This window comes from Streptomyces sp. GC420 (assembly GCF_009916105.1).
Lineage (GTDB): Bacteria > Actinomycetota > Actinomycetes > Streptomycetales > Streptomycetaceae > Streptomyces.
Window position 1 is genome coordinate 1 of record NZ_JAAAXQ010000113.1, and the last position, 20591, is coordinate 20591.

At 71.1% G+C, this 20591-nt stretch carries 23 protein-coding genes; 3 read left to right on the forward strand and 20 right to left on the reverse strand.

The genetic code is table 11. The features are described 5' to 3' along the window. Positions 1 to 4: 4 nt before the first annotated feature. The 3 genes from GUY61_RS16265 to GUY61_RS16275 are packed head-to-tail and all read right to left on the reverse strand — an operon-like array spanning position 5 to position 2092. Entirely contained in the window at positions 5 to 706 is a 702-nt protein-coding gene (locus tag GUY61_RS16265; protein ID WP_166630888.1) for an SDR family oxidoreductase, read from the reverse strand. A 40-nt stretch (positions 707 to 746) separates the two neighbouring features. Then, positions 747 to 1286 (reverse strand): TIGR00730 family Rossman fold protein, encoded by a 540-nt coding sequence (locus GUY61_RS16270; protein ID WP_166630889.1) that lies wholly within the window; start codon positions 1284 to 1286, stop codon positions 747 to 749. 5 nt (positions 1287 to 1291) lie between these two features. After that, a complete protein-coding gene (locus GUY61_RS16275) occupies positions 1292 to 2092 on the reverse strand; it encodes a class I SAM-dependent methyltransferase (protein WP_166630890.1) in 801 nt (266 codons plus the stop codon). Between the two features lie 135 nt (positions 2093 to 2227). Here GUY61_RS16275 and GUY61_RS16280 point away from each other — a divergent pair, with 135 nt between their 5' ends. Then, entirely contained in the window at positions 2228 to 2563 is a 336-nt protein-coding gene (locus GUY61_RS16280) for a DUF427 domain-containing protein (protein ID WP_166630891.1), read from the forward strand. 161 nt (positions 2564 to 2724) lie between these two features. Here GUY61_RS16280 and GUY61_RS16285 read toward each other — a convergent pair whose 3' ends face one another. Together GUY61_RS16285 and mnmA are read right to left on the reverse strand one after the other, a co-directional pair. Next, a complete protein-coding gene (locus tag GUY61_RS16285) occupies positions 2725 to 3081 on the reverse strand; it encodes an ATP/GTP-binding protein (protein WP_243766497.1) in 357 nt (118 codons plus the stop codon). A 212-nt stretch (positions 3082 to 3293) separates the two neighbouring features. Then, entirely contained in the window at positions 3294 to 4421 is a 1128-nt protein-coding gene (gene mnmA / locus GUY61_RS16290) for a tRNA 2-thiouridine(34) synthase MnmA (RefSeq protein ID WP_166630892.1), read from the reverse strand. A 61-nt stretch (positions 4422 to 4482) separates the two neighbouring features. Between mnmA and GUY61_RS16295 the strand changes: the two genes are divergently transcribed. Continuing rightward, positions 4483 to 5160 carry an N-acetylmuramoyl-L-alanine amidase gene (locus GUY61_RS16295; protein WP_166630893.1) on the forward strand — a complete coding sequence of 226 codons (678 nt, stop codon included), beginning with the start codon at positions 4483 to 4485 and terminating at the stop codon, positions 5158 to 5160. A 157-nt stretch (positions 5161 to 5317) separates the two neighbouring features. Here GUY61_RS16295 and GUY61_RS16300 read toward each other — a convergent pair whose 3' ends face one another. From GUY61_RS16300 to GUY61_RS16315, 4 genes are all read right to left on the reverse strand, one after another. Next, on the reverse strand, positions 5318 to 6481 hold the full coding sequence (locus tag GUY61_RS16300; protein ID WP_166630894.1) for a cysteine desulfurase family protein: 1164 nt from the start codon (positions 6479 to 6481) through the stop codon (positions 5318 to 5320). 174 nt (positions 6482 to 6655) lie between these two features. After that, complete coding sequence (locus tag GUY61_RS16305) at positions 6656 to 6991, reverse strand: PT domain-containing protein (RefSeq protein ID WP_166630895.1); 336 nt, start codon at positions 6989 to 6991, stop codon at positions 6656 to 6658. A gap of 130 nt (positions 6992 to 7121) precedes the next feature. Then, complete coding sequence (locus GUY61_RS16310) at positions 7122 to 7391, reverse strand: DUF4190 domain-containing protein (protein ID WP_166630896.1); 270 nt, start codon at positions 7389 to 7391, stop codon at positions 7122 to 7124. A 6-nt stretch (positions 7392 to 7397) separates the two neighbouring features. Continuing rightward, positions 7398 to 7559, reverse strand: coding sequence for a hypothetical protein (locus GUY61_RS16315; protein ID WP_166630897.1), 162 nt, complete (start codon positions 7557 to 7559; stop codon positions 7398 to 7400). A gap of 138 nt (positions 7560 to 7697) precedes the next feature. On the opposite strand from GUY61_RS16315, the gene GUY61_RS16320 reads away from it, so the two are divergent. Continuing rightward, the gene (locus tag GUY61_RS16320; RefSeq protein WP_313896691.1) at positions 7698 to 8360 is read left to right on the forward strand and encodes a TetR family transcriptional regulator; all 663 of its coding nucleotides are present in this window, start codon (positions 7698 to 7700) and stop codon (positions 8358 to 8360) included. Positions 8361 to 9154: 794 nt separating this feature from the next. Here GUY61_RS16320 and GUY61_RS16325 read toward each other — a convergent pair. The 11 genes from GUY61_RS16325 to GUY61_RS16370 form a co-directional block, all read right to left on the reverse strand. Then, positions 9155 to 10021: a thioesterase family protein gene (locus GUY61_RS16325; protein WP_166630898.1), complete on the reverse strand. Its 867-nt coding sequence runs from the start codon at positions 10019 to 10021 to the stop codon at positions 9155 to 9157. A gap of 79 nt (positions 10022 to 10100) precedes the next feature. After that, on the reverse strand, positions 10101 to 10757 hold the full coding sequence (locus GUY61_RS16330; RefSeq protein ID WP_166630906.1) for a trimeric intracellular cation channel family protein: 657 nt from the start codon (positions 10755 to 10757) through the stop codon (positions 10101 to 10103). A gap of 195 nt (positions 10758 to 10952) precedes the next feature. Further along, on the reverse strand, positions 10953 to 11201 hold the full coding sequence (locus GUY61_RS40210) for a helix-turn-helix transcriptional regulator (RefSeq protein ID WP_313896692.1): 249 nt from the start codon (positions 11199 to 11201) through the stop codon (positions 10953 to 10955). Further along, positions 11183 to 11623, reverse strand: coding sequence for a response regulator transcription factor (locus GUY61_RS40215; protein WP_313896693.1), 441 nt, complete (start codon positions 11621 to 11623; stop codon positions 11183 to 11185). The genes GUY61_RS40210 and GUY61_RS40215 overlap by 19 nt, the downstream gene beginning before the upstream one ends. 106 nt (positions 11624 to 11729) lie before the next feature. After that, entirely contained in the window at positions 11730 to 13019 is a 1290-nt protein-coding gene (locus GUY61_RS16340; protein WP_313896694.1) for a dipeptide ABC transporter ATP-binding protein, read from the reverse strand. Between the two features lie 20 nt (positions 13020 to 13039). Continuing rightward, positions 13040 to 14140, reverse strand: a complete 1101-nt coding sequence (locus GUY61_RS16345; protein WP_166630899.1) for an ABC transporter ATP-binding protein — start codon at positions 14138 to 14140, stop codon at positions 13040 to 13042. Further along, positions 14137 to 15135, reverse strand: a complete 999-nt coding sequence (locus tag GUY61_RS16350; protein WP_166630900.1) for an ABC transporter permease — start codon at positions 15133 to 15135, stop codon at positions 14137 to 14139. The genes GUY61_RS16345 and GUY61_RS16350 overlap by 4 nt, the downstream gene beginning before the upstream one ends. 116 nt (positions 15136 to 15251) lie before the next feature. Beyond that, positions 15252 to 17030 carry an ABC transporter substrate-binding protein gene (locus tag GUY61_RS16355; protein ID WP_166630901.1) on the reverse strand — a complete coding sequence of 593 codons (1779 nt, stop codon included), beginning with the start codon at positions 17028 to 17030 and terminating at the stop codon, positions 15252 to 15254. A gap of 135 nt (positions 17031 to 17165) precedes the next feature. Beyond that, on the reverse strand, positions 17166 to 18164 hold the full coding sequence (locus GUY61_RS16360) for an ABC transporter permease (protein ID WP_166630902.1): 999 nt from the start codon (positions 18162 to 18164) through the stop codon (positions 17166 to 17168). Positions 18165 to 18794: 630 nt separating this feature from the next. Next, on the reverse strand, positions 18795 to 19601 hold the full coding sequence (locus GUY61_RS16365) for an enhanced serine sensitivity protein SseB C-terminal domain-containing protein (RefSeq protein WP_166630903.1): 807 nt from the start codon (positions 19599 to 19601) through the stop codon (positions 18795 to 18797). 130 nt (positions 19602 to 19731) lie between these two features. Further along, positions 19732 to 20508 carry an enhanced serine sensitivity protein SseB gene (locus tag GUY61_RS16370; RefSeq protein WP_166630904.1) on the reverse strand — a complete coding sequence of 259 codons (777 nt, stop codon included), beginning with the start codon at positions 20506 to 20508 and terminating at the stop codon, positions 19732 to 19734. Positions 20509 to 20591: the final 83 nt, after the last annotated feature.

The window sequence follows — 20591 nt, forward strand, 5'->3', positions numbered from 1 at the left end:
GGGCTCAGCGGGCCTCGCCCGGACCGGGCCTGACCGTCAGGTCGTTGATCTCCGCGTCGCGCGGCAGGTCGATCGCGGTGAGGATCGTCGTCGCCACCGACTCCGGGTCGATCCACTTCGACGCGTCGTACGCCTTGCCCTCCTGCTGGTGCACCTTCGCCTGCATCGGGCTCGCCGTCCGCCCCGGGTAGACCGAGGTGACGCGCACCCCGCCGGCGTGCTCCTCCTGCCGCAGCGAGTCGGCGAGCGCCTTCAGGCCGTGCTTGCTCGCGGCGTAAGCGGCCCACTGCGCATGCGCGTTGAGCCCGGAGCCGGAGTTGACGAACAGCACATGGCCGCGCGAGAGGCGCAGCTGCGGCAGGAAGAGCCGGGTCAGCTCGGCCGGCGAGAGCAGGTTGACGTCGAGCTGGTGGCGCCAGGTCTTGGTGCTCAGCTCCTCGACCGTACCGAGGTCGACCACGCCCGCGATGTGCAGCAGGGAGTCCAGCCGGTCGGGGACGCTCTGGTGGCTGAGTGCCCAGGACAGCCGGTCCGGGGTGGTGAGGTCGCCGACCAGTGTGCGGGCGCCCTCGTAGCGGTCCGCGAGCTCCTTGGCGCGGCCCGCGTCGCGCGCCAGCAGCCACAGTTCGTCGCCGCGCTGGTGCAGGCGGCGGGCGACGGCCGCGCCGATGCCGGAGCCGGCCCCGGTGATCAGGTGGATTGCCATGTGCCCATGCTGCCATCCGCCGCCGGGGCCCGGGCCGGGGTCAGCGCACTCCCAGGGCCTCCTCCAGACAGGCGAGCGCCCCGGCGGGCTCCTCGGCGAAGAAGACCAGCTCGTTGAGGGGGACGGGCAGGAAGCCCTCGGCCTCCATGCGCCGGAACTGCTGCTTCAGCCCGTCGTAGAAACCGGCCGTGTTGAGCAGCACCACCGGCTTCGCCGTGTGCCCGTGCTTCTTCAGCTCCAGAATCTCGGTGGCCTCGTCCAGCGTCCCGGTCCCGCCCACCATGATCACCACGGCGTCGGCGCGGGCCACCAGCTCCGCCTTGCGCTCGGCGAGGTCCCTGGTGACGATCATCTCGTCCGCGCCCTCCCGTGCCTTCGCGGCGAGGAAGCCCACCGACACCCCCACGAGCCGGCCGCCCGACTCCTGGACGCCGTCGGCGACGACCTTCATCAGGCCGACGTCCGAGCCGCCCCACACCAGCGTGTGCCCTCCCTTGCCGATCAACTCGGCGAATTCGCGGGCGGGCCCGGTGTAGCGCTCGTGGAGGTCGGCGGCGGAGAGGAAGACGCAGATGTTCATGAGGGTCACGGTACGGCCGGGCCGCCCTCGTGCGTCACGCGAATTTTCGACTGCCCGTGCGGCAGTTTCTCCCAGTCCTCCATGAACCGGGCACGCAGCCCGTGCCGGGCGGCCAGCGCGACCAGGGTCTCCGTGCGGTAGTAGAAGTCCTCGCGCAGAACGTGGTGCTCGGCCCCGGTGGTGCGGTCGAAGGTGAAGTCGAAGAACCCGCCGGGGGCGAGGATCCGCCCCACGTGGGCGAGGCATTCGTCGATGACCGGCAGCGGGGAGTGCGAGAAGACGCTGTGGGCGTGCACGACGTCGAAGTGGCCCTCGGGCAGGAAGTCGAGGGTGAGGTCCTGTACCACCGCCAGGTGCGGCAGCTTGTGCTGGAGTCCTTCCCGGACGAGGGTCCGCTGGGCGGCGAACAGGATGTGCGGGGAGATGTCGATGCCGTAGTAGTCGCCCGGCTCCAGACGGGCGATGAACAGACGGCCCGCGCGCAGGTTCCCGCAGCCGATGTCCAGCATCCGGTGGCCGGGCCTCAGCCCGTGACCGTCCACCAGGTAGGTGTACTGCATCCTTCCGATGCGCTCCCAGCTCTCACTGGACGCCACGCCGCCGACGGCGGCCTCGGCACTGCGGGCCGCGTCGGAGGCCATCACCGCGCGGTAGTAGGCCACATGGTCCCCGCGGTGGCGGACGCGCAGCCAGGCATCACGGGCCAGCCGCCGCAGGTGGCGCGGCACGCGCTCCGGGTGCTGTGCGGCGTACCGCACCTGGTGCAGCGGGGAGCGCCGGTTCCTGGACAGTCTCCCGGGTTCCATGCGAGACAGCCTGGCACCGCCCACGGCCCCGCGCACTCCCTGGAACCCGGAACCGGGCCGGGAAGAACCCCGGGCCCGCGGGTGCTGTACGGGTGAAGTGCGCGCACTCCCCGACGGAGCCCGAAGGAGCCGTTCATGCCCGCTGGACACCGCATCACCATCGAACAGGGCACCCAGCACGTCCGTGTGGTCCACGACGGCGAGGTCCTCGCCGAGAGCCGCCGCCCGCTCCTCCTCCGTGAGACGGGCCTGCCGGTGCGCTACTACCTGCCGCCCGAGGACGTCCGCACGGACCTGCTCGCCCCGTCGGCCACCAGCACCCACTGCCCCTTCAAGGGCGACGCCTCCTACTGGTCCCGCCCGGGCGCACCCGACCTGGTGTGGTCGTACCAGGTCCCGAAGGACGAGGTGGCCGCCATCAAGGGACACTTCTGCTTCTACGAGACGGAGGTGGTCGCCGAAGCGGGGTGACCGGCGTTCCCGCCGGACGGCGCCGCGTTGCCGGGGAAGCGGAATTCACCGCCTTCGTCCTCCTCTCGGTCCGCCTCACGGTCGAACCACACTTGGCGCCGGCCGGACGGGTGGGCATTCAGCCACTCGGCCTCCACGCGCACGTCCGACAGTTCGAAACCTCAGGTGTACCGGACACGCTGCTTGCCGAGCAGCAGATCGACCTCGAAGAGGCTGGTCTCCTCCTGCGCCTCCGCCGCGAGTGCGAACGGCTCTCGCGGCACCCCGTCCCTCCTGCCCCAGTCCGCGAAGGAGTCCAGCACCGCCGTCCGCATGAACCGAAGGGCGCGCAGCACATCGCTCCTGCCCGACGCGTTGGCCCCGAAGATCCCGACCGCAGGCAGGACGGAACCCGGTCTGCCCTCAGAGCGCGCGCTCGTCTCGCGAGGGGTGCCCTCATTGAACTCCGTCGCCACGAGGGAGAGTTCGGTTTCCTCCCGAATGGATCTGTGGTTGGCCACCCGGAAGCTGAGCAGCACGGCCGGCCTCCTGACGAGGCGGGGGTCTGGACTCCGCCTGAGGGTACTTCTTACGGGTAGTCCGTACAGCTCCGTCAGTCGGGGGTTGACGTCGGCCGGGCACCGGACATGAGGGCGACGGTCGCCGTCGAGGAAGGAGCAGAGCGGGGAAGCGCAGCACCGGGGTGGGGCCCACCGTCGCCGGTTTCGTCGAGGGACCGGGCCCGGCGGGGTCAGACCGCCGCGCCCGCCGCCTTCGCGCGGACCGTGGAGGCGATGGTGGCCGAGCCGACGACGCGGGTGCCGTCGTAGAGGACGATCGCCTGGCCGGGGGCGACACCGCGGACCGGCTCGGTGAAGGTGACGCGCAGTTCGCGGTCGACCGCCTCGGCCGTGACCGGGGTCTCGCCGCCGTGGGCGCGCAGCTGGGCCGTGTACGTGCCGGGGCCGGTGGGCGGGGTGCCGCACCAGCGGGGCCTGATCGCGGTGAGGGCGGTGACGTCCAGGGCAGCGGCGGGGCCGACGGTGACGGTGTTGTTCACCGGGGAGATGTCGAGGACGTACCGGGGCTTGCCGTCGGCGGCGGGGACTCCGAGGCGCAGGCCCTTGCGCTGGCCGATGGTGAAGCCGTATGCGCCCTCGTGGGTGCCGACCTTCTGCCCGGTCTCGTCGACGATGGCGCCCTCGGCGCGGCCGAGCCGCCGGGCGAGGAAGCCCTGGGTGTCGCCGTCGGCGATGAAGCAGATGTCATGGCTGTCGGGCTTCTTCGCCACGGCCAGTCCCCGCCGCTCCGCCTCGGCGCGGATCTCCTCCTTGGTCGTGAGGGTGTCGCCGAGCGGGAACATCGCGTGGGCGAGCTGCTTCTCGTCCAGCACCCCGAGGACGTACGACTGGTCCTTGGCCATGTCGCTCGCGCGGTGCAGCTCGCGGGAGCCGTCCTCGCGGGTCACGACCGTCGCGTAGTGGCCGGTGCACACGGCGTCGAAGCCGAGCGCGAGGGCCTTGTCGAGGAGCGCCGCGAACTTGATCTTCTCGTTGCAGCGCAGACAGGGGTTCGGGGTGCGCCCGGCCTCGTACTCGGCGACGAAGTCCTCCACGACGTCCTCGCGGAACCGCTCGGCGAGGTCCCAGACGTAGAACGGGATGCCGATGACGTCCGCGGCACGCCGGGCATCGCGGGAGTCCTCGATCGTGCAGCAGCCCCGCGCCCCGGTCCTGAAGGACTGCGGGTCGGCGGACAGGGCGAGGTGCACACCGGTCACGTCGTGCCCGGCTTCGGCGGCGCGCGCGGCGGCTACGGCGGAGTCGACACCGCCCGACATGGCGGCGAGGACACGGAGGCGGCGAGGCTGAGAAGTCATAACTCCCCCAGGGTACGGGTCCGGGGGAACCGGACGCCCGCCGATATCCGTTGTCGATCACATGGGGAACGCGGAGAAGGAGTCGGGGCGGCGCGTCAGCCGGCGGGTCGTGCTGATCGGGGGCGCGGCGACCGCCGCCGGCGCGGGGGCTCTGGCCTGGGACGGGATCTACCGCGCCTGGTGGCGGCTGCCCGGCATCGAGAGGAAGCGGGTGGAGGGCGAGCTGGACCACAGGGGCGCCGAGTGGATAGCGGCGTCCGCGGCGAACTGGCGGCGCGCGGACCGTCCCGACGACTACGGCATCGACCGCGTGATCATCCACGTCGTGCAGGGCAGCTACCGCACGGCGCTGAAGGTCTTCAGGGATCCGGGGCACAAGGCGGCCGCCCACTACGTCGTGCGCGAGGACGGGCATGTCGCGCAGATGATCCGCGAGCTGGACGTGGCGTACCACGCGGGGAACCGCTCCTTCAACGAGTGCAGCATCGGCATCGAGCACGAGGGCTTCGTGGACGACCCGGACGCCTTCACGGACGCCATGTACGAGTCCTCGGCGCGGCTGACGGCCGGCATCTGCGACCGGTACGGCATACCGAGGGACCGCGAACACATCATCGCCCACTCGGACGTGCCGGGCTCGGACCACACCGACCCCGGTCCGCACTGGGACTGGGACCGGTACCTGAAGCTCGTACGGGCGGTGGAGGCCTCGCCCGGGACCGGGACGTCCGCCGGGTAGCGGGACGGCCGCCCGGCAGCGGAACGGCCTTCGGGTCCCGGGCCGCCGGGCGAGGGCGGCGCGTTACCGGTGCACGGGTGACGGCCTTCGGCTGCGCGCGTTCCCGGGTCGCAGGACACCGGGCGCCGACGGCGGGTGCCGGCCGTCGGTCGGCGGCCTAGACGAGGCCCGCGCCCCGGGCGCGCTCCACGGCAGGGCCGATGGCCTCGGCGACGGCCGCCACGTCCGCCTTCGTCGAGGTGTGCCCGAGCGAGAAGCGCAGCGTGCCGCGGGCGAGGTCCCGGTCGGTGCCGGTGGCGAGCAGGACGTGGCTGGGCTGCGCCACCCCCGCCGTGCAGGCGGAGCCGGTGGAGCACTCGATGCCCTGGGCGTCGAGGAGCAGCAGCAGGGAGTCGCCCTCGCAGCCGGGGAAGGCGAAGTGGGCGTTGGCGGGGAGCCGGTCGACGGGATCACCACCGAGGACGGCGTCGGGCACCGCCTCGCGGACCGCGGCGATCAGTTCGTCGCGCAGCGCGCCGATCTCCCGCGCGAAATGCTCGCGCCGCTCGGCGGCCAGCTGCCCGGCCACGGCGAAGGCGGCGATCGCGGGGACGTCGAGGGTGCCGGAGCGCACGTGCCGCTCCTGGCCGCCGCCGTGCAGCACCGGTACGGGGGTGTACTCACGGCCGAGCAGCAGCGCCCCGATGCCGTAGGGACCGCCGATCTTGTGGCCGGAGACCGTCATCGCGGCCAGGCCCGACGCGCCGAAGTCCACCTCGGTCTGGCCGACGGCCTGCACGGCGTCCGCGTGCAGCGGCACGTCGAACTCGTTTGCCACCTCGGCCAGTTCGTGCACCGGCATGATCGTGCCGATCTCGTTGTTGGCCCACATGACGGTGGCCAGGGCCACGTCCCGGGGCTCGCGCGCGATGGCCGCGCGGAGCGTCTCGGGGTGCACCCGGCCGTGGGTGTCGACCGGCAGGTACTCGACGGTCGCGCCCTCGTGCTCGCCGAGCCAGTGCACCGCGTCCAGTACGGCGTGGTGCTCGACGGGACTGGCGAGGACGCGCGTCCGGCGGGGATCGGCGTCCCTGCGTGCCCAGTAGAGACCCTTGACGGCGAGGTTGTCCGCCTCCGTGCCGCCCGCGGTGAACACCACCTCGCTGGGCCGCGCGCCGAGCGACTCCGCCAGGGTCTCGCGGGCCTCCTCGACCGTACGGCGCGCCCGCCGGCCGGCCGCGTGCAGGGACGAGGCATTGCCGGTGACGGCGAACTGCGCCGTCATCGCTTGCGCGGCCTCCGGAAGCATCGGCGTGGTCGCGGCGTGATCGAGGTAAGCCATGATGTCCACGATTCTACGAGCCACGGCGGCCGGAGGGCTCTTGGACCCACCTCCGTCCGCCGTACCCCGCCCGGCGGGCCTGCGGAAGCCCCGGCGCCCCGGCCCGGTTCCCGCCGGGGCGGACACGGCCGGGCACGGGCGCAGGCTCCGGCCGGGGCGCAGGCCGGGGCGCGGTCAGTTCTTCGCCGCGGACGCGGAAACGCTCGGCGCGCCCTGCGGCGGTACGCCCTGGCCCCCGCCGGGCCCGCAGCCGTCCGTACCCCGGCCACCGCCCGGACCGCCCGAGGGCATACCGCTGGGCCGACCGGAAGGCGCGCCGCTCGGCATGTCCGTCGGCATACCGCTCGGCATGTCCGTCGGCATGCCGCTCGGCCGCTCGCAGTCCTCGGCGCTCTGCTGTCCGCCCTGCCCCGTACCGGCATCCTCGGACGCGCCGGAACCGCAGGCCGTCACCAGCAGCGGCGACAGGGCCAGCAGAACCACCACGGGAAGGGCCCGGACACGTGTCATGAATCGATCTCCTCGCTCGGGGCCCCCGAGACCATCACACGTCCTTGGGCCCGGCCTGTGCACCGCCTGTTCATTCGGCAAAACCTGGGTCAAGCCCGGCCGGACGGGCACACGGCGACGCGAAGGACCGTCAGGAAAGGCTCCAGCCGACGGTGTTGTCGGCACCGACCAGAACCGCGAGCACCACCAGGTCGGTGATGCCGAGGAAGAGACCGAGGTAGGCGCGCCCCCTGCGGGCCGTGCCACGCCACAGGGCGAGAGAGGCCAGCACCAGCGCGGCGGGGCCGAACAGGATGTTCATGACGAGCAGGCCGATCAGACCGAGCACGAAGGAGGCGACGGCCATGCCGTCGGCGTCCCGTGTGCCGGTGCGCCTGCGGGCGGACGCGGTGATCTCCACGGCGGGTCAGCTCCTTCCGTGGCTCTGGCGCCGGTGCTCGCGGACGGCGAAGACGAGCAGCCAGGCGCCTATCGCGGTGGCGGCGACGAGGGTGGCGGGTACCGGCAGGTGTGCCACCGGACCCAGCATGACCCCGAGGAGGAGCAGGGCTGCGACGAGGAAGATCATGATCCGCCTTTCACGTCGTGGGCTCGCATCGGACGAGAGGAAGGGTTCCGAGGTTTGCGTATACGAGTGTTCACTGACTCAGGAGTCTAAACCGCACCGGTGGTGAACATGCTGGAGACCGGTTGTTTACTGAATGACGTGAGTCACACCCCCGGGCCACCGGCCGGCATCCGCAGAGCCCAGAAGCAGAAGACCCGTCAGGCCCTCCTGGACGCCGCCCTGTCGCTGCTCGAGCACCAGAGCCTGAGCAGCCTGGGACTGCGCGAGGTGACCCGGGCGGTGGGCGTGGCCCCCGCCGCGTTCTACCGGCACTTCAAGGACACCGCGGACCTCGGCGTCGCCCTCGTCGAGGAGACGCTCGACGGACTGCACGGCATGATCGTCACGATCCTGGCCGAGACCGCCGACACCGAGCAGGGCGATGCCGAACGCATCGACCGCACCATCGACCTCATAGCCCGTCACGTGCGCGAGTACCCCGCGCACGTCCGGTTCATCATCCGAGAGCGGCACGGCGGGGTGCGCCCGGTGCGGGAGGCCATCGGCGCCCAGCTCCGCCGTTTCGCGGAGGAGGTGGCGGCGGTGTTCGCACGGGACCCCGGTTCGCGCGGATGGACGCCGGAGGATCTGCTGATGCTCGCCGGGATCTACGTCGACCACATGGTGATGACAGTTTCGGGCTTCCTGGAGGCCGACGAGCAGGAGGAACCGGCGGCGGCGCGGGCCCGGCAGCGGGTCGCCTCGCTGGCACGGCGCCAGTTGCGCCTGATCGGCCTCGGCCGCCGCCACTGGCTGGACTGACCGCCCTCGGTCGCCTTCGCTCCCCACCTGCCGCCCAGCGCCTCCAGCGAGGGCGCCGCCCCGTTTTTCAAGCCCGCCGTGCAATCGGGGGACCCGGCCCGCGCCTGGGGGCGCGGGCCCGGGAGCCAGGGAGCGGGAGCCTGCGGGTTCCGCTGGAGGCCGCACGAAATCGGAGGCAGGGCCGGGCACACGTCATGCCGGAGTGGACCGGAAGGCATCGCACGGGGCACGGAATTGATTCCAGTTTCAAATTCGGGCCCCCACTCTGCCCGGAAACAGGCATATCGGGCAGTGAAGGTGGCCTTTGAGCCCACATTCGGCTCGGCCGGCAGCAACCGGGCCGGGCGGGCAACGGACCCGGACCCGGCCACCCCGTCACGGCGGGCAACGGACCCGGACCCGGCCACCCCGTCACGGCGGGCAACGAAGCTCACACCCCGTCCGGTCCTGCGTTCGGCAACGAAACCGGATCAGGAGCCGTGCCCCGCCCGGGACCCGGCCACCCCCGGGTCCGCCCGACAAGAGCCTTCCTGCGGGAACGGGTCGGCGGTCAAGGGTTGGAGCGCAGCGGAAATCGCGGAACGCGACGCCCGGAGGGCACCCTTGAGGGCCGGCTCGGGCCCGCACACAATCCCGGCCCACGGGCGGCCACGCACACGACGCCGCCCCGCCCCGACAGCCCGGCATCCGGTACGCGATGTCCGGGGCGCCCCCGGACATCGCGGGCCGGGCACCGGCCACCCGGCAGCCGGTTGCCCAGCGGTGGCCCGGACACGGGCGGCCCGGGCAGGGGATCAGCCGAGCAGGGCGCGCGCGAGCTGGCGGGACTGGGCGACGAGCCGGTCCTCGCTGTCCCAGACCTCGGCGTCCTCCTCCAGGAAGCCTCCCGCGAGGTTGCGGGTGGTGATGGAGACCCGGAGGGGTCCGGGGGCCGGACGGCGGCGGACATGGACCGTGAGCTCCACGGTCGGGACCCAGCCGGAGAGCCCCAGCTCGAAGGCGGTGGGCGGCAGCGCGTCCACGGCGAGGAGCAGCGACAGCGGGTCGTGGTCGCGGCCGTCGGCCAGCCCGAACCAGGCCCGCATCTCACCCTTGCCGGAGGGCTTCCCGAGCGCCCAGCCGCAGGTCGAGGGGTCCAGCCTCAGCGCGAGCCGGTCGGTGATCGCGGAACTCCCGGGGACGGGTGCCGGGCCGTCCTGGGGGCCGAAGCAGTGCTCGTACGGAGGGATGGCGGGCGGGACCGCCGAGGTTCGCGCGTCGTCGGGCAGGGCGTCCAGGTCCCCGTACGAGGCGACGACCCGGATGCGTTCGACCTCGGTGCCGTCCTCGGCGGTCTGGAAGAGGGAGGCCTGGCCGGTGGAGAGCGTACGGCCGGTGCGGGCGACGTCCGTACGGACGACGGCGGGTCCGGGCCGGGAGGCGGTGAGGTAGTGCGCCGTGATGCTGAAGGGGTCGGGGTGCGGCAGGGCATCGGCCAGAGCACGGCCGAGGATTGCGAGCAGGTAGCCGCCGTTGACCGCGCGGATGATCGTCCAGCCGGCGGAGAGCTCGGCGTCATAGACGCCTGTCACCCCGGAGCGGGGGACGACCGTCGTGTCGCGGTCGAATTCGCTGTCGCCGATGCTCGCGAGGGAGGTGTCCCCTGTCGTCGCCTGTGCCATGCGATGCACCGTACACCGACCGCCTACTAAGCGGTAGCTTTATGTATGACGACTCCTTTAAAAGGCAATCAATTCCCCGCTACGCCTCTTCGGTCGCCGTCGACCTGCGGTTCCATGCACGGGGCGCCCGCCAGTGGAACCGCATGGCGCACAACCTGAGGGTGAACGCCGTCAGGGCCGCGAGGCCACCCGTCGCGGCGTTCAGCGCGTCGAGGCGTATGCAGAGCACGACGATGACCGAGCCGACGATGGCGGGCACCGCGTACAGGTCCCGGTCCCAGCGCAGCAGCGAGGGCACCTCGTTGGCCAGCACGTCGCGCAGGACGCCGCCGCCGACGCCCGTGGCGAGCCCCATCACGGCCGAGGCCGTCAGCCCGAGGCCGGACTCGTACGCCTTGGTCGTGCCGGTGACACAGAAGAGCCCGAGACCTGCCGCGTCGAACACGTTCACCGCGCCCTGGATCCGCTCCACCTCGGGGTGCAGGAAGAAGACGAGGGCCGCCGCGACGAGCGGGGTGACGAAGTACCCGAGGTCGGTGAACGCGGCGGGCGGCACCGCGCCGATGACCAGGTCGCGGAAGAGCCCACCGCCGAGCGCGGTGACCTCGGCGAGCACCGCGATCCCGAAGACGTCGAAGTTCTTCCGCACGGCAAGAAGCGCACCGGAGATCGCGAAGACGAAGATGCCGGCCACGTCCAGGGTGTGCTGGACGGAGGGGGTGAAAAGGTTGAGCAGATCGTGGTGCACCGGACAATTGTGCCTGCGGGCCGCACCGGCGATCCCCGGCGGACGGCAGGGCCGCCTGCTGGAAGAGGCCGTTCCCCGGCAACGGCCGCCTCCTGGGCAGGGCCGCCTCCCGGGAACGGCGTTCCCACGGAGACGGCCGCTCGCCGGGGCCGCCCCGGAAATGCCCCCGCGGCCGGCCGGCGGTCAGGCCGGCCCGGAAGCCCGCCCCGGCGCCGTGCCCGTGCCCGTCCCCGAACCCAGTCCCGCGTCCCGTGCCAGGGCCACCGCCTCCGCACGGCTGCGGGCCCGCAGCTTGGCCAGCACCTCACCGACCCGGTTGCGGACCGTCTTCTCCGACAGCACCAGGCGGCGGGCGATGGAGGCATTGTCCAGTCCCTGGGCGAGCAGGTCCAGCACCTCCCGTTCGCGGTCCGTCAGCTGCGGGAACGGCACGGCCGCCGGCACGGCCCCGGCCGGAGTGCGGGCGAAGAAGGCCAGCACCCGCTCCGCGATCCGTGGCCCGAAGACCGCCTCCCCGCGCGCCACACCCAGCAGCGCGCGGTGCACGTCGTCACGTCACCGTCGGACTCCTTCAGCAGATAGCCGCGGGCCCCCGCGCGCAGAGCCGCGAAGACCGAGTCGTCGTCCTCGTCCATGGTGAGCACCACCACGGCGACGCCCGGATGGGACGCGGTGATCCTGGCGGTTGCCTCCAGTCCGCTCATGCCGGGCATCCGCAGGTCCATGAGCACCACGTCGGGCCGCAGCCGTTCCACCGCCTCGACGGCGGAGGGACCGTCGGCCGCCTGCTCGACCACCTCCACGTCCGGCAGCTCCGCGGTCCTCTGGTGCGCACGGACAGCAACAGGCCGCACGGGGGGCTCCGGCCCCGTCGGGTTCAGGTCCGGACCCGCCCCGCACCCGCCGGGCGCCGCGCCGCCCGCCCGCCTGTGCGGGCGGGTGGCCCCGTGCGCCGGGCGGTCACTTGTCCTTGCCGAGATCCTTCACGGCCTCGGAGCCGTCCGCGGACGAGTCGGGCTGATCGGCGGACGCCGAGCCGTCGCCGGCCCCGGCCGCCGCCCCGGCCACTGATTCCGCCTCGGCCCCGGCCACTGCCTCGGCCTCCGCGTCCACCTCCGCCTTCGGCGTCGCGTCGACGATCTCGATCGCCTCGCGCGCCGACGGCAGCACCGCGGAGGCGTCCTGCGGGGCCTGGTCCGGTGCGTTCTCCGGGTGGTGGCAGGCGACCTGGTGACCGGTCTTCAGGGTGAGCAGCGGCGGCTCGTTCGTCCGGCAGACCTCGGTCGCCTTCCAGCAGCGGGTGTGGAAGCGGCAGCCGCTCGGCGGGGAGATCGGTGAGGGAACGTCACCCTTGAGCAGGATGCGCTCGCTCTTGGCGCCGCGCCGCCTCGGGTCGGGCACGGGCACGGCCGACAGCAGGGCCTTGGTATACGGGTGCATGGGCGCCTCGTACAGGGACTTGCGGTCGGCCAGTTCGACGATCTTGCCCAGGTACATCACCGCGATGCGGTCGGAGACGTGCCGGATGACGGAGAGGTCGTGCGCGATGATCACATACGTCAGGCCGAGCTCGTCCTGGAGGTCGTCCAGCAGGTTGACGACCTGGGCCTGGATGGAGACGTCGAGCGCGGAGACCGGCTCGTCCGCCACCACGAGCTTCGGCTTGAGCGCCAGCGCGCGGGCGATGCCGATACGCTGCCGCTGCCCGCCGGAGAACTCGTGCGGATAGCGGTTGTAGTGCTCGGGGTTGAGGCCCACCAGCCCCAGCAGCCGCTGGACCTCCTTCTTGACGCCGCCCTCGGGCGTGACGCCCTGGAGCCTGAACGGCGCGGAGACGATCGTGCCGACAGTGTGCCGCGGGTTCAGCGAGGAGTACGGGTCCTGGAAGATCATCTGGATGTCGCGGCGCAGCGGACGCATCTTGGCCGTGCCCAGGTGCGTGACGTCCACGCCCTCGAACGTGATCTTCCCGCTGGTGGGTTCGAGGAGCCGGGTGATGAGCCGGCCCATGGTCGACTTGCCGCAGCCCGACTCGCCCACGACGCCGAGGGTCTCCCCCGGCCGTACGTCGAACGACAGCCCGTCGACGGCCTGCACGGCGCCCACCTGGCGCTGCAGCAGCCCCTTCCTGATGGGGAAGTGCTTGACCAGCCCCTCGACCTTGAGCAGCGGCTCGGCCGAGGCGGCGGGCGAGGTCTCGGTCGAAGAGGCTGCGGCCTGCTCCGGGATCGTCACGTCTTTGTCAGACACCGTCTGATCCTTCGTCTCACTCACAGCTTCGGCGCAATCTCTTCGTTCCAGATCCGCGTCCGCTCCTCCGGGCTCAGGTGGCAGGCCGAGTAGTGCCGGCTGCCGACCTCCTGGAGTTCCGGGCGGACGGTACGCGTCACATCGCCCTTGGGCACATCGGCGTACGGACAGCGGGGGTGGAAGGCGCAGCCGGACGGGATGTTGATCAGCGAGGGCGGGGAGCCCTTGACGGGGATGAGCCGTTCGGTCTGCTCGCGGTCGATGCGGGGCATCGAGCCGAGCAGGCCCCAGGTGTAGGGGTGCTGGGGCTCGTAGAAGACCTTCTCGGCGGGGCCGCGCTCCACGCACCGCCCGCCGTACATCACCAGGATGTCGTCGGCCAGTTCGGCGACGACGCCCAGGTCGTGGGTGATGATGATGACCGCCGAGCCGAACTCCTTCTGCAGGTCCCGGATGAGGTCCAGGATCTGCGCCTGGACGGTCACGTCGAGCGCCGTCGTCGGCTCGTCCGCGATGAGCAGCTCGGGGTTGTTGACCAGCGCCATGGCGATCATGGCACGCTGGCGCATACCGCCGGAGAACTCGTGCGGGTAGGAGTCCACGCGCTTGTCGGGCTGCGGGATGCCGACCCGGTCGAGGAGTTCGATCGCCCGCCGGCGGGCGGTCTTCTTGTCCACGTCGTGGTGGACCCGGTAGGCCTCCACGATCTGGTGGCCGATCGTGTAGTACGGGTGCATGGCCGACAGCGGGTCCTGGAAGATCATCGCCATCTCGCGGCCGCGCAGCCTGCGCACCTGGTCCGGGGAGGCGGAGAGGAGTTCCTGGCCGTTCAGCCATATCTCGCCGGATATCCGGGCCTTGTTGCGGCCGTACTGTCCGACGGTGTGCAGGCCCATGATGCCGAGCGAGGTGACCGACTTGCCGGAGCCGGACTCGCCCACGATGCCGAGGGTCTTGCCCTTCTCCAGCTGGAAGGAGAGGCCGTCGACGGACTTGACCAGACCGTCCTCGGTCGGGAAGTGGATCCTCAGGTCTCGGACGTCGAGGAAGGCGTCGGACGGGGCTCCGGCGGCGACCGGCTCGCCAGGGGCGCTCGTGCCGGTCTGCGTAAGGTCCGTCATGCCAGCCTCACTCGGGGGTCGATCACGGCGTACAGGAGGTCGACGACCAGGTTGGCGATCACCACGGCGGCGGCGGTGATGAGGGTGACGCCGACGATGATGGGCAGGTCGCGGTCGCCGATCGCGTCGATGGCGAGATAGCCGAGGCCGTGCAGGGAGAACGTGGTCTCGGTGAGGATCGCGCCGCCGACCAGGGCGCCGAGGTCCATGCCGAGGATGGTGAGGATCGGGGTCATCGTGGAGCGCATGGCGTGCTTGCCCAGGACCACCGGTTCGCGCAGGCCCTTGGCGCGGGCGGTGCGGATGTAGTCCTCGCCGAGCACTTCGAGCATGGTGGCCCGGGTGAGCCGGGCGTACATCGCCGCGTACAGGAACGCCAGCGCGAACCAGGGCAGGATCAGCCCGTCGAGCCAGCCGGTGAAGCTCTCCTCGATGGGCACGTAGTTGCCGTCGACCCAGCCGAGCTGGGTGCGGAAGATCGCCAGCAGCAGCATGCCGGTGAAGTAGATCGGCAGCGAGACGCCGGCCAGCGCGGTCATCATCGCGGTGCGGTCCAGGACCGTGCCGCGCTTGAGCGCGGAGATCACACCGGTGGTGATACCGATCAGCAGCCACAGCACCACGGCGCCGGAGATCATCGAGATGGTGACCGGGAAGGCCTCCTTGAGCAGTGGCCAGACGTCCTGCTCGGTGCGGAACGAGTAGCCGAAGCAGGGGGCGGAGCAGTGGACGGTCTCGCCGCCGCCCGTGTAGTCCCGGCCCGCGACGACGCCGGTGATGAAGTGCCAGAATTGCACCAGGATCGGTTGGTCCAGGCCCAGCTTCTGACGGACGCCCTCGATGGCGGCCGGGTCCGCCTGCTTGCCCACGAACATCGCGGCAGGGTCACTGCCGGTCATCTTGGGAATGAGGAAGAAGATGCCGAACGTCACCAGGGTGACGACCATCAGCATCACAACGACGGCGGTCAGCCGCCGGATGAGATATGCAAGCATGCAGTCGGCCCGGCGGCGGCCGGGAAGCCTGTGCGGGCTTCCCGGCCGCCGCGCGCGGCCCTCACCTGCCCTTCGGACCTAGCGGCGGGTGCGCCGGTGGAGCGTGTTGACGACGGTCACTTGACGACACCCAGCGAGGCGTAGTCGTAACGGCCGTTGTAGGCGTCGGCCGTGTAGACGTTGGTCAGGCGGGAGCTGCGCCAGATGATGTTCTTCTCGTGGGTGAAGGGCAGGTAGACCGCGGCCTCCGACACCTTCTCATTGATCTGCTTGTAGTACTCGCCGGCCTTCTGCGGGTCGGTCTCGAGCAGCGCCTTGTCGAAGAGCTCGTTGATCGCCTTGTCGTCGAGCTCCGAGAAGTTGTTGTTGCCGCTCTCGAGGATGAACCGGCCGTCGACCAGCGGCTGCAGGAAGCCCTGGCCGGACGGGAAGTCGGCGCCCCAGCCCATGATGATGATGCCGTAGCCCTTGTCCTTCACGACCTTCGGCGAACCGATGATGCCGGAGGTCTGGGCGCCGTCGAACTGGTCGATCTGGGCGTCGATGCCGACCTTCTTCAGCGACTGCTGGAGGGACTCGGCGGTGGCGATCTCGACCGGCTTGTTGTTGCGGACCGCGATGGTGGTCTTGAAGCCGTTCGGCTTGCCGCAGTCCTTCAGCGCCTGCTTGGCCTTCTCGACGTTGCCCGTGGTGTCCTTCAGGACGTCGTACGGGTCGTACTTCGGGTCGGCGCCGGGGATGGCCGGGGGCAGCATGTTGGAGGCGATGTCACCGCCGGCCTGCGGGCCGCCGCGGGCGGTCTGCAGGGACTTGTGGTCGGCCGCGTAGATGATCGCCTTGCGGCAGTCGACGTTGTCGAGCGGCTTGACCGTCTGCGGGAAGACCGCGTAGCGGATGAAGCCGGTCTGCGGGTTGTCCGCGTTCTCCTTGTGCTGCTGGAGCACCTTGGCGCGGGCGGCCTGGCCGACACCGGTGGCGTTGATGTCGAGGTCGTACTCGCCCTCGATCAGCCGGTTGTCCATGTCGTCGGCGTTCGTGGTGAACGTGACGGTGATCTTGTCCGGCAGGGCCTTGCGGACCTCGTCCGTCTTGGCGTCCCACTCCTCGTTGCGCGAGAGGGACATCGACTTGTTCGGCGTGTACGAGTCGATCTTGTAGGGGCCGTTGGAGAACGGGTCCAGGGTGTACTTGGCCTTGGTGTCCTTGTCCGCGCGGACCGGGGTCGCCGAGGGCATGGCCAGCATCTGCAGGAAGTCACCGTTGGGCTTCGGCAGCTTGAAGACGATGGTCTTGTCGTCGGGCGTCTCGATGGCCTTCAGGCCCAGCTTGTCGGCCGACTTGTCCTTGTACGGGCCCTTGTACTCACTCTCCGGGTCGAGCACCTGCTGCAGGTAGATCGGACCGCCGGAGAGCACGTCCTGCGCCCAGATGCGCTCGATGCCGTACTTGATGTCCTTGGAGGTGACGGGCTTGCCGTCCTCCCACTTCAGACCGTCCTTCAGGGTGAAGGTGTAGGTCTTGCCGTCGTCCGACACCTTGCCCGTGTCGGTGGCCATGTCGGGCACCAGCTCGGTGCTCTCCGCGCCGGGCGCGGCCTTGTAGGTGACCAGCTGGCGGGTGTAGTAGCGGGAGAAGTCCCACATGAAGCCGTAGTAGCCGCGCTGCGGGTCCCAGAAGTCGGCGTCCTGGGAGCCTATGAACTTCAGCGTCCCGCCCTTCTTGCTGGACGCGTTCGCGACCTTGCCGACCGCGGCGTTGAAGCCCGGGGCACCGGTCTTGCCCTCGCCCTCGTCGTCCTTGCCGCCGCCACCGCAGGCGGCGGTACCGAGCAGGGCGGCAACGACGAGCGCCGAACCCGCGGCGAGCCTGCGCCTCGATGAACTGTTGGTTGTCACGTTCCAGCAACCTCCGGGATAGTGACGGTCCTCGCTGCGGACCGTCGGTCTTGGCTGGCCTCCTGACTCATCGGCAGGGGCGGCATGATGGCTTGCGCTTGCGGCTCTTCGGTGCGGGTGCGTACCCGGTACGGGTCAGCGGGCCCCCTTCGGATCGAGCGCGTCTCGTACGCCGTCGCCGAAGAGGTTGAAGGCCAGCACCGTGATGAAGATGGCGACACCCGGAATGATCATGAACATCGGGTCGGACTCATAGGTGTTGATGGCCTTGGAGAGCATCTGGCCCCAGGACGCCGTGGGCGGCTTGACTCCCGCGCCGAGGAAGCTGAGCGCGGCCTCCGTGAGGATGTTGGTGGGGATCATCAGCGTCGCGTACACGGTGATGGGGGCGACCAGGTTGGGCAGCAGCTCCCGCCGCAGGATGTAGAGCCGGCCGGCGCCCAGGCTGCGGGCCGCCTCGACGTACTCACGCTCGCGCAGGGACAGCGTCTGGCCGCGCACGATGCGTCCGACGTACGGCCAGCCGAAGAACCCGATCACCACCACGAGCGCCAGGATGCGGACGCCCGAACCCTCGAGCCCCAGCATCTCGTTGGGCAGGACCGAGACCAGCGCGATGGTGAACAGCAGCTGCGGGAAGGCGAGGAGGACGTCCATGACCCGGCTGATGACGGAGTCGATCCAGCCGCCGAAGTAGCCGGCGACGACACCGATGACGGTGCCGAGGACGACGGCGAACACCGCGGCCAGGAATGCGACGAGCAGCGAGATCTGGGCGCCGTAGACGACGCGGCTGAAGACGTCGCGGCCGTTGACCGGCTCGACGCCGAGCAGGAACTCGGAACTGATGCCGCCCCAGGAACCGATCGGCGTACCGAACAGCGGGTCGATCTGGTCCTCGTGGAACTCGTTCGGCGGGTGACCGAAAACGCTCACGATCAGCGGGGCGAAGAGCGCGACCAGGATGAGCAGCAGCACCACGAACCCGCCGGCCAGCGCGAGCTTGTCGCGCCGCAGCCGGATCCACGCGATCTTCCAGGGAGAGCGGCCCTCGATCGCCTTCTGTGGAACATCGGCGGCGACGTCGACGGCCGCGGTCTCGGCCGCGCTCGTGTCATGCAGTGGTGCCGTCATCGGTGTGGGGACCCCTCTCGGCCGGCGGTGACCGGCCCACACTCGCCGCGGGTAGCGGCTTCTTCACAAGTGCTGTGCTCTGTACTGCTCGTGCGGGCCTTACTCGGGGAGTTGGTCGCACACAGGACCGAAAGGTCCTTTGTTAGCGGGGAGTCTTCAACGGTCTCGTGATCACTGACCAGACTTCACGGGGAAAGGATGCGCAACCGTGATGTGGGTGGAGAGGTTCCGTTATCCGGACGAGTCGGTCGCCTCAGCGGTTGACGCACCGTCGAAGGCCACAGAACGGACATGCCGGCCACGGGCGCCCTTCTGCCGTCGACTCGGGCGACGTTCGCGGAGGTCGCGAGGGGGTCGGGGGGATTTTGCGGAGAACTGGCACGCCCTTGGGCGGACTTTGGGGCGGCCCGGGGCGTCTCGCGTGACGGACGGCGCCGTGCGGGTCGCCGGAGACCGGCGGGAACCGTGTCCGGCGTCGGGTCCCCGCACGCCCGCCGCGGGCGTCTGCCGCGGGCGTCTGCCGCGGGCGTCTGCCGCGGGCGTCTGCCGCGGGCGTCTGCCGCGCGGCAGGGCCGACGGCCCGCCGCCACGGGGCCGCGCGCCTGTCCCGCCCGGCGGGCGGGCATGCGTTCAGTAGGCCTGGGGTGCGGAGCCCTGCTGCCGGCCGTGCGCCGGAGGGTAGCCGTACCCGGCGGTGGGGGCGGGGGCGCCGTGGGCCTCACGGTCGTAGAACGGCCGGGAGTTGGCGCGCAGCCACATGGCCACCGGGTCGTACTCGTCGGACATGGCGACGGTGGAGACGGGCAGCCCCTCGGGGACCGCCGCGACGGACTGCTGCATCATCGCCCGCACCGCTTCGACCGCCTGCCTGCCGGTGTCGTACAGGTCCAGGCCGATGGCGAGGTAGGGCGCGCCGAGCGCGGGCTGCACCCAGGCGCGGCGCAGGGAGCGGACGGCCGGTGTGCGGTGGGCGTTCTGCGCCAGCAGGGCGTAGAACTGCGGGATCTCCAGGGCGGGTTCGGACATCCGCAGCGGCCCGGCGGGCATCCGGTCCAGTCCGGCGACGACACGGCGCAGGTCCAGCCAGGGGACACCGACTCCACCGCCGGGGGCGTGCGGATTGAGCCAGATCCCCCAGCGGTCGGGATACAGGGCGCGGGCGATGTCACGGCCGCTCACGACTTCACAGGCGCGGTTCCAGCCGCTGGCCGCGAGTTCCTGGGCGGAGGTCACGCAGGGCGCATAGCCGTACCCCTCGACCTCCATGTTTCCGTACTGGGCGTCGGGGGACCCGGACTGGCCGTTCCAGAGCAGCATCCAGACCTGGCCGTCGGCGAGGGCGTGCAGCAGTGCTTCGTAGGCGTCGAATCGCCCGGGCGTCACCTGGCGGAGCATGTGCTCGACCTGCCCGGCCGCCGCCGTGCCTGACGCACTCACCTCGGACCGCCCCTTCGTCTTTGTCCCGCTACGTGCCGTACAACCCCTCGACCGGCATTCGCCCGGTCATCAAACCAGCTTAAGCCGCCGCTCTGACACCGACTTGACCGAGTCGGCGGCGGTGTCACCGCTACGGCACGGCCTGGCCGTGGCGGGTGTAGAAGGGCCGGATCTTCTCCAGCATCCACTCGCCGACCGGATCCTGCGCGATGTCCAGCAGTACCAGGTTGACCGGCCAGGGGACCTGGACCCGGCCCAGTGCCCGGCCGAGCGCGTCCATGGGCGCGGTGCGGTGCTCCGGTTCCCAGCCGCCGAGCTCCACGCCGACGAACATCACCGGCGCGCCCGCCTCGATGCTGGCCAGGCAGCGGCGGGCGGAGAGCACCACGCCGCTCTCCTGGAACTCGCCGGCCGCGGCCGCCAGGAAGTCGACGGGCTCCTCCTGCCAGTCCGGCTCGAAGAGCCTGACCCGGCCGCCGGAGGCCGGCCCGTCCAGCGGGCTCCGCCCGGCGCGGCACAGTTCCGCGACAGCCGGCGGCGGCAGCGGCACACCGACGGTCCCGCCCGGGTTCACCGCCACGCCGAGCTGCGGGGGCAGGCCGCGGGCGAACTCCACGGCGGGGGCGATCGTGTACGACATGTGGGGACCGACGCACTGCAGGAACTGCTGCTCGGAGCTGAACACGGGGACGTGGGCCGCGCCGCCGACGTCCATGGTCGGCAGGTCCAGGTCCCTGCTGTCGGGGCCGCCGCCGTTGGGCAGGGGCACCCACACGAAGCTGCGCTGGAGCACCTCGATGATCCGGGCGCCCGCGTTCGGATTGCCGAGGGAGGCGGCGAGCACTTCCTCCAGCTCGTTGCCCGGCCAGCCGCCGCCGTAACGATGCGCCTGCGCCGGAATCTCCATGTGCTCCACCTGCTCAGCCCCCTGTCTCGCCTCGCCAAGACGATAGCGCCCGGCCGCCCCCTCGGCGGCCCCCGGTCACGCCC

What these genes read in the sequence shown, in the direction of transcription:
- GUY61_RS16325 (WP_166630898.1), bottom strand. Translation starts at nt 10,021, where the DNA reads ATGGCACAGGCGACGACAGGGGACACCTCCCTCGCGAGCATCGGCGAC.
- GUY61_RS16345 (WP_166630899.1), bottom strand. Translation starts at nt 14,140, where the DNA reads ATGACGGACCTTACGCAGACCGGCACGAGCGCCCCTGGCGAGCCGGTC.
- GUY61_RS16295 (WP_166630893.1), top strand. Translation starts at nt 4,483, where the DNA reads ATGGGGAACGCGGAGAAGGAGTCGGGGCGGCGCGTCAGCCGGCGGGTC.
- GUY61_RS16370 (WP_166630904.1), bottom strand. Translation starts at nt 20,508, where the DNA reads ATGGAGATTCCGGCGCAGGCGCATCGTTACGGCGGCGGCTGGCCGGGC.
- GUY61_RS16315 (WP_166630897.1), bottom strand. Translation starts at nt 7,559, where the DNA reads ATGATCTTCCTCGTCGCAGCCCTGCTCCTCCTCGGGGTCATGCTGGGT.
- GUY61_RS16265 (WP_166630888.1), bottom strand. Translation starts at nt 706, where the DNA reads ATGGCAATCCACCTGATCACCGGGGCCGGCTCCGGCATCGGCGCGGCC.
- GUY61_RS16305 (WP_166630895.1), bottom strand. Translation starts at nt 6,991, where the DNA reads ATGACACGTGTCCGGGCCCTTCCCGTGGTGGTTCTGCTGGCCCTGTCG.
- mnmA (WP_166630892.1), bottom strand. Translation starts at nt 4,421, where the DNA reads ATGACTTCTCAGCCTCGCCGCCTCCGTGTCCTCGCCGCCATGTCGGGC.
- GUY61_RS16360 (WP_166630902.1), bottom strand. Translation starts at nt 18,164, where the DNA reads ATGACGGCACCACTGCATGACACGAGCGCGGCCGAGACCGCGGCCGTC.
- GUY61_RS16350 (WP_166630900.1), bottom strand. Translation starts at nt 15,135, where the DNA reads ATGCTTGCATATCTCATCCGGCGGCTGACCGCCGTCGTTGTGATGCTG.
- GUY61_RS16270 (WP_166630889.1), bottom strand. Translation starts at nt 1,286, where the DNA reads ATGAACATCTGCGTCTTCCTCTCCGCCGCCGACCTCCACGAGCGCTAC.
- GUY61_RS16300 (WP_166630894.1), bottom strand. Translation starts at nt 6,481, where the DNA reads ATGGCTTACCTCGATCACGCCGCGACCACGCCGATGCTTCCGGAGGCC.
- GUY61_RS16275 (WP_166630890.1), bottom strand. Translation starts at nt 2,092, where the DNA reads ATGGAACCCGGGAGACTGTCCAGGAACCGGCGCTCCCCGCTGCACCAG.
- GUY61_RS16280 (WP_166630891.1), top strand. Translation starts at nt 2,228, where the DNA reads ATGCCCGCTGGACACCGCATCACCATCGAACAGGGCACCCAGCACGTC.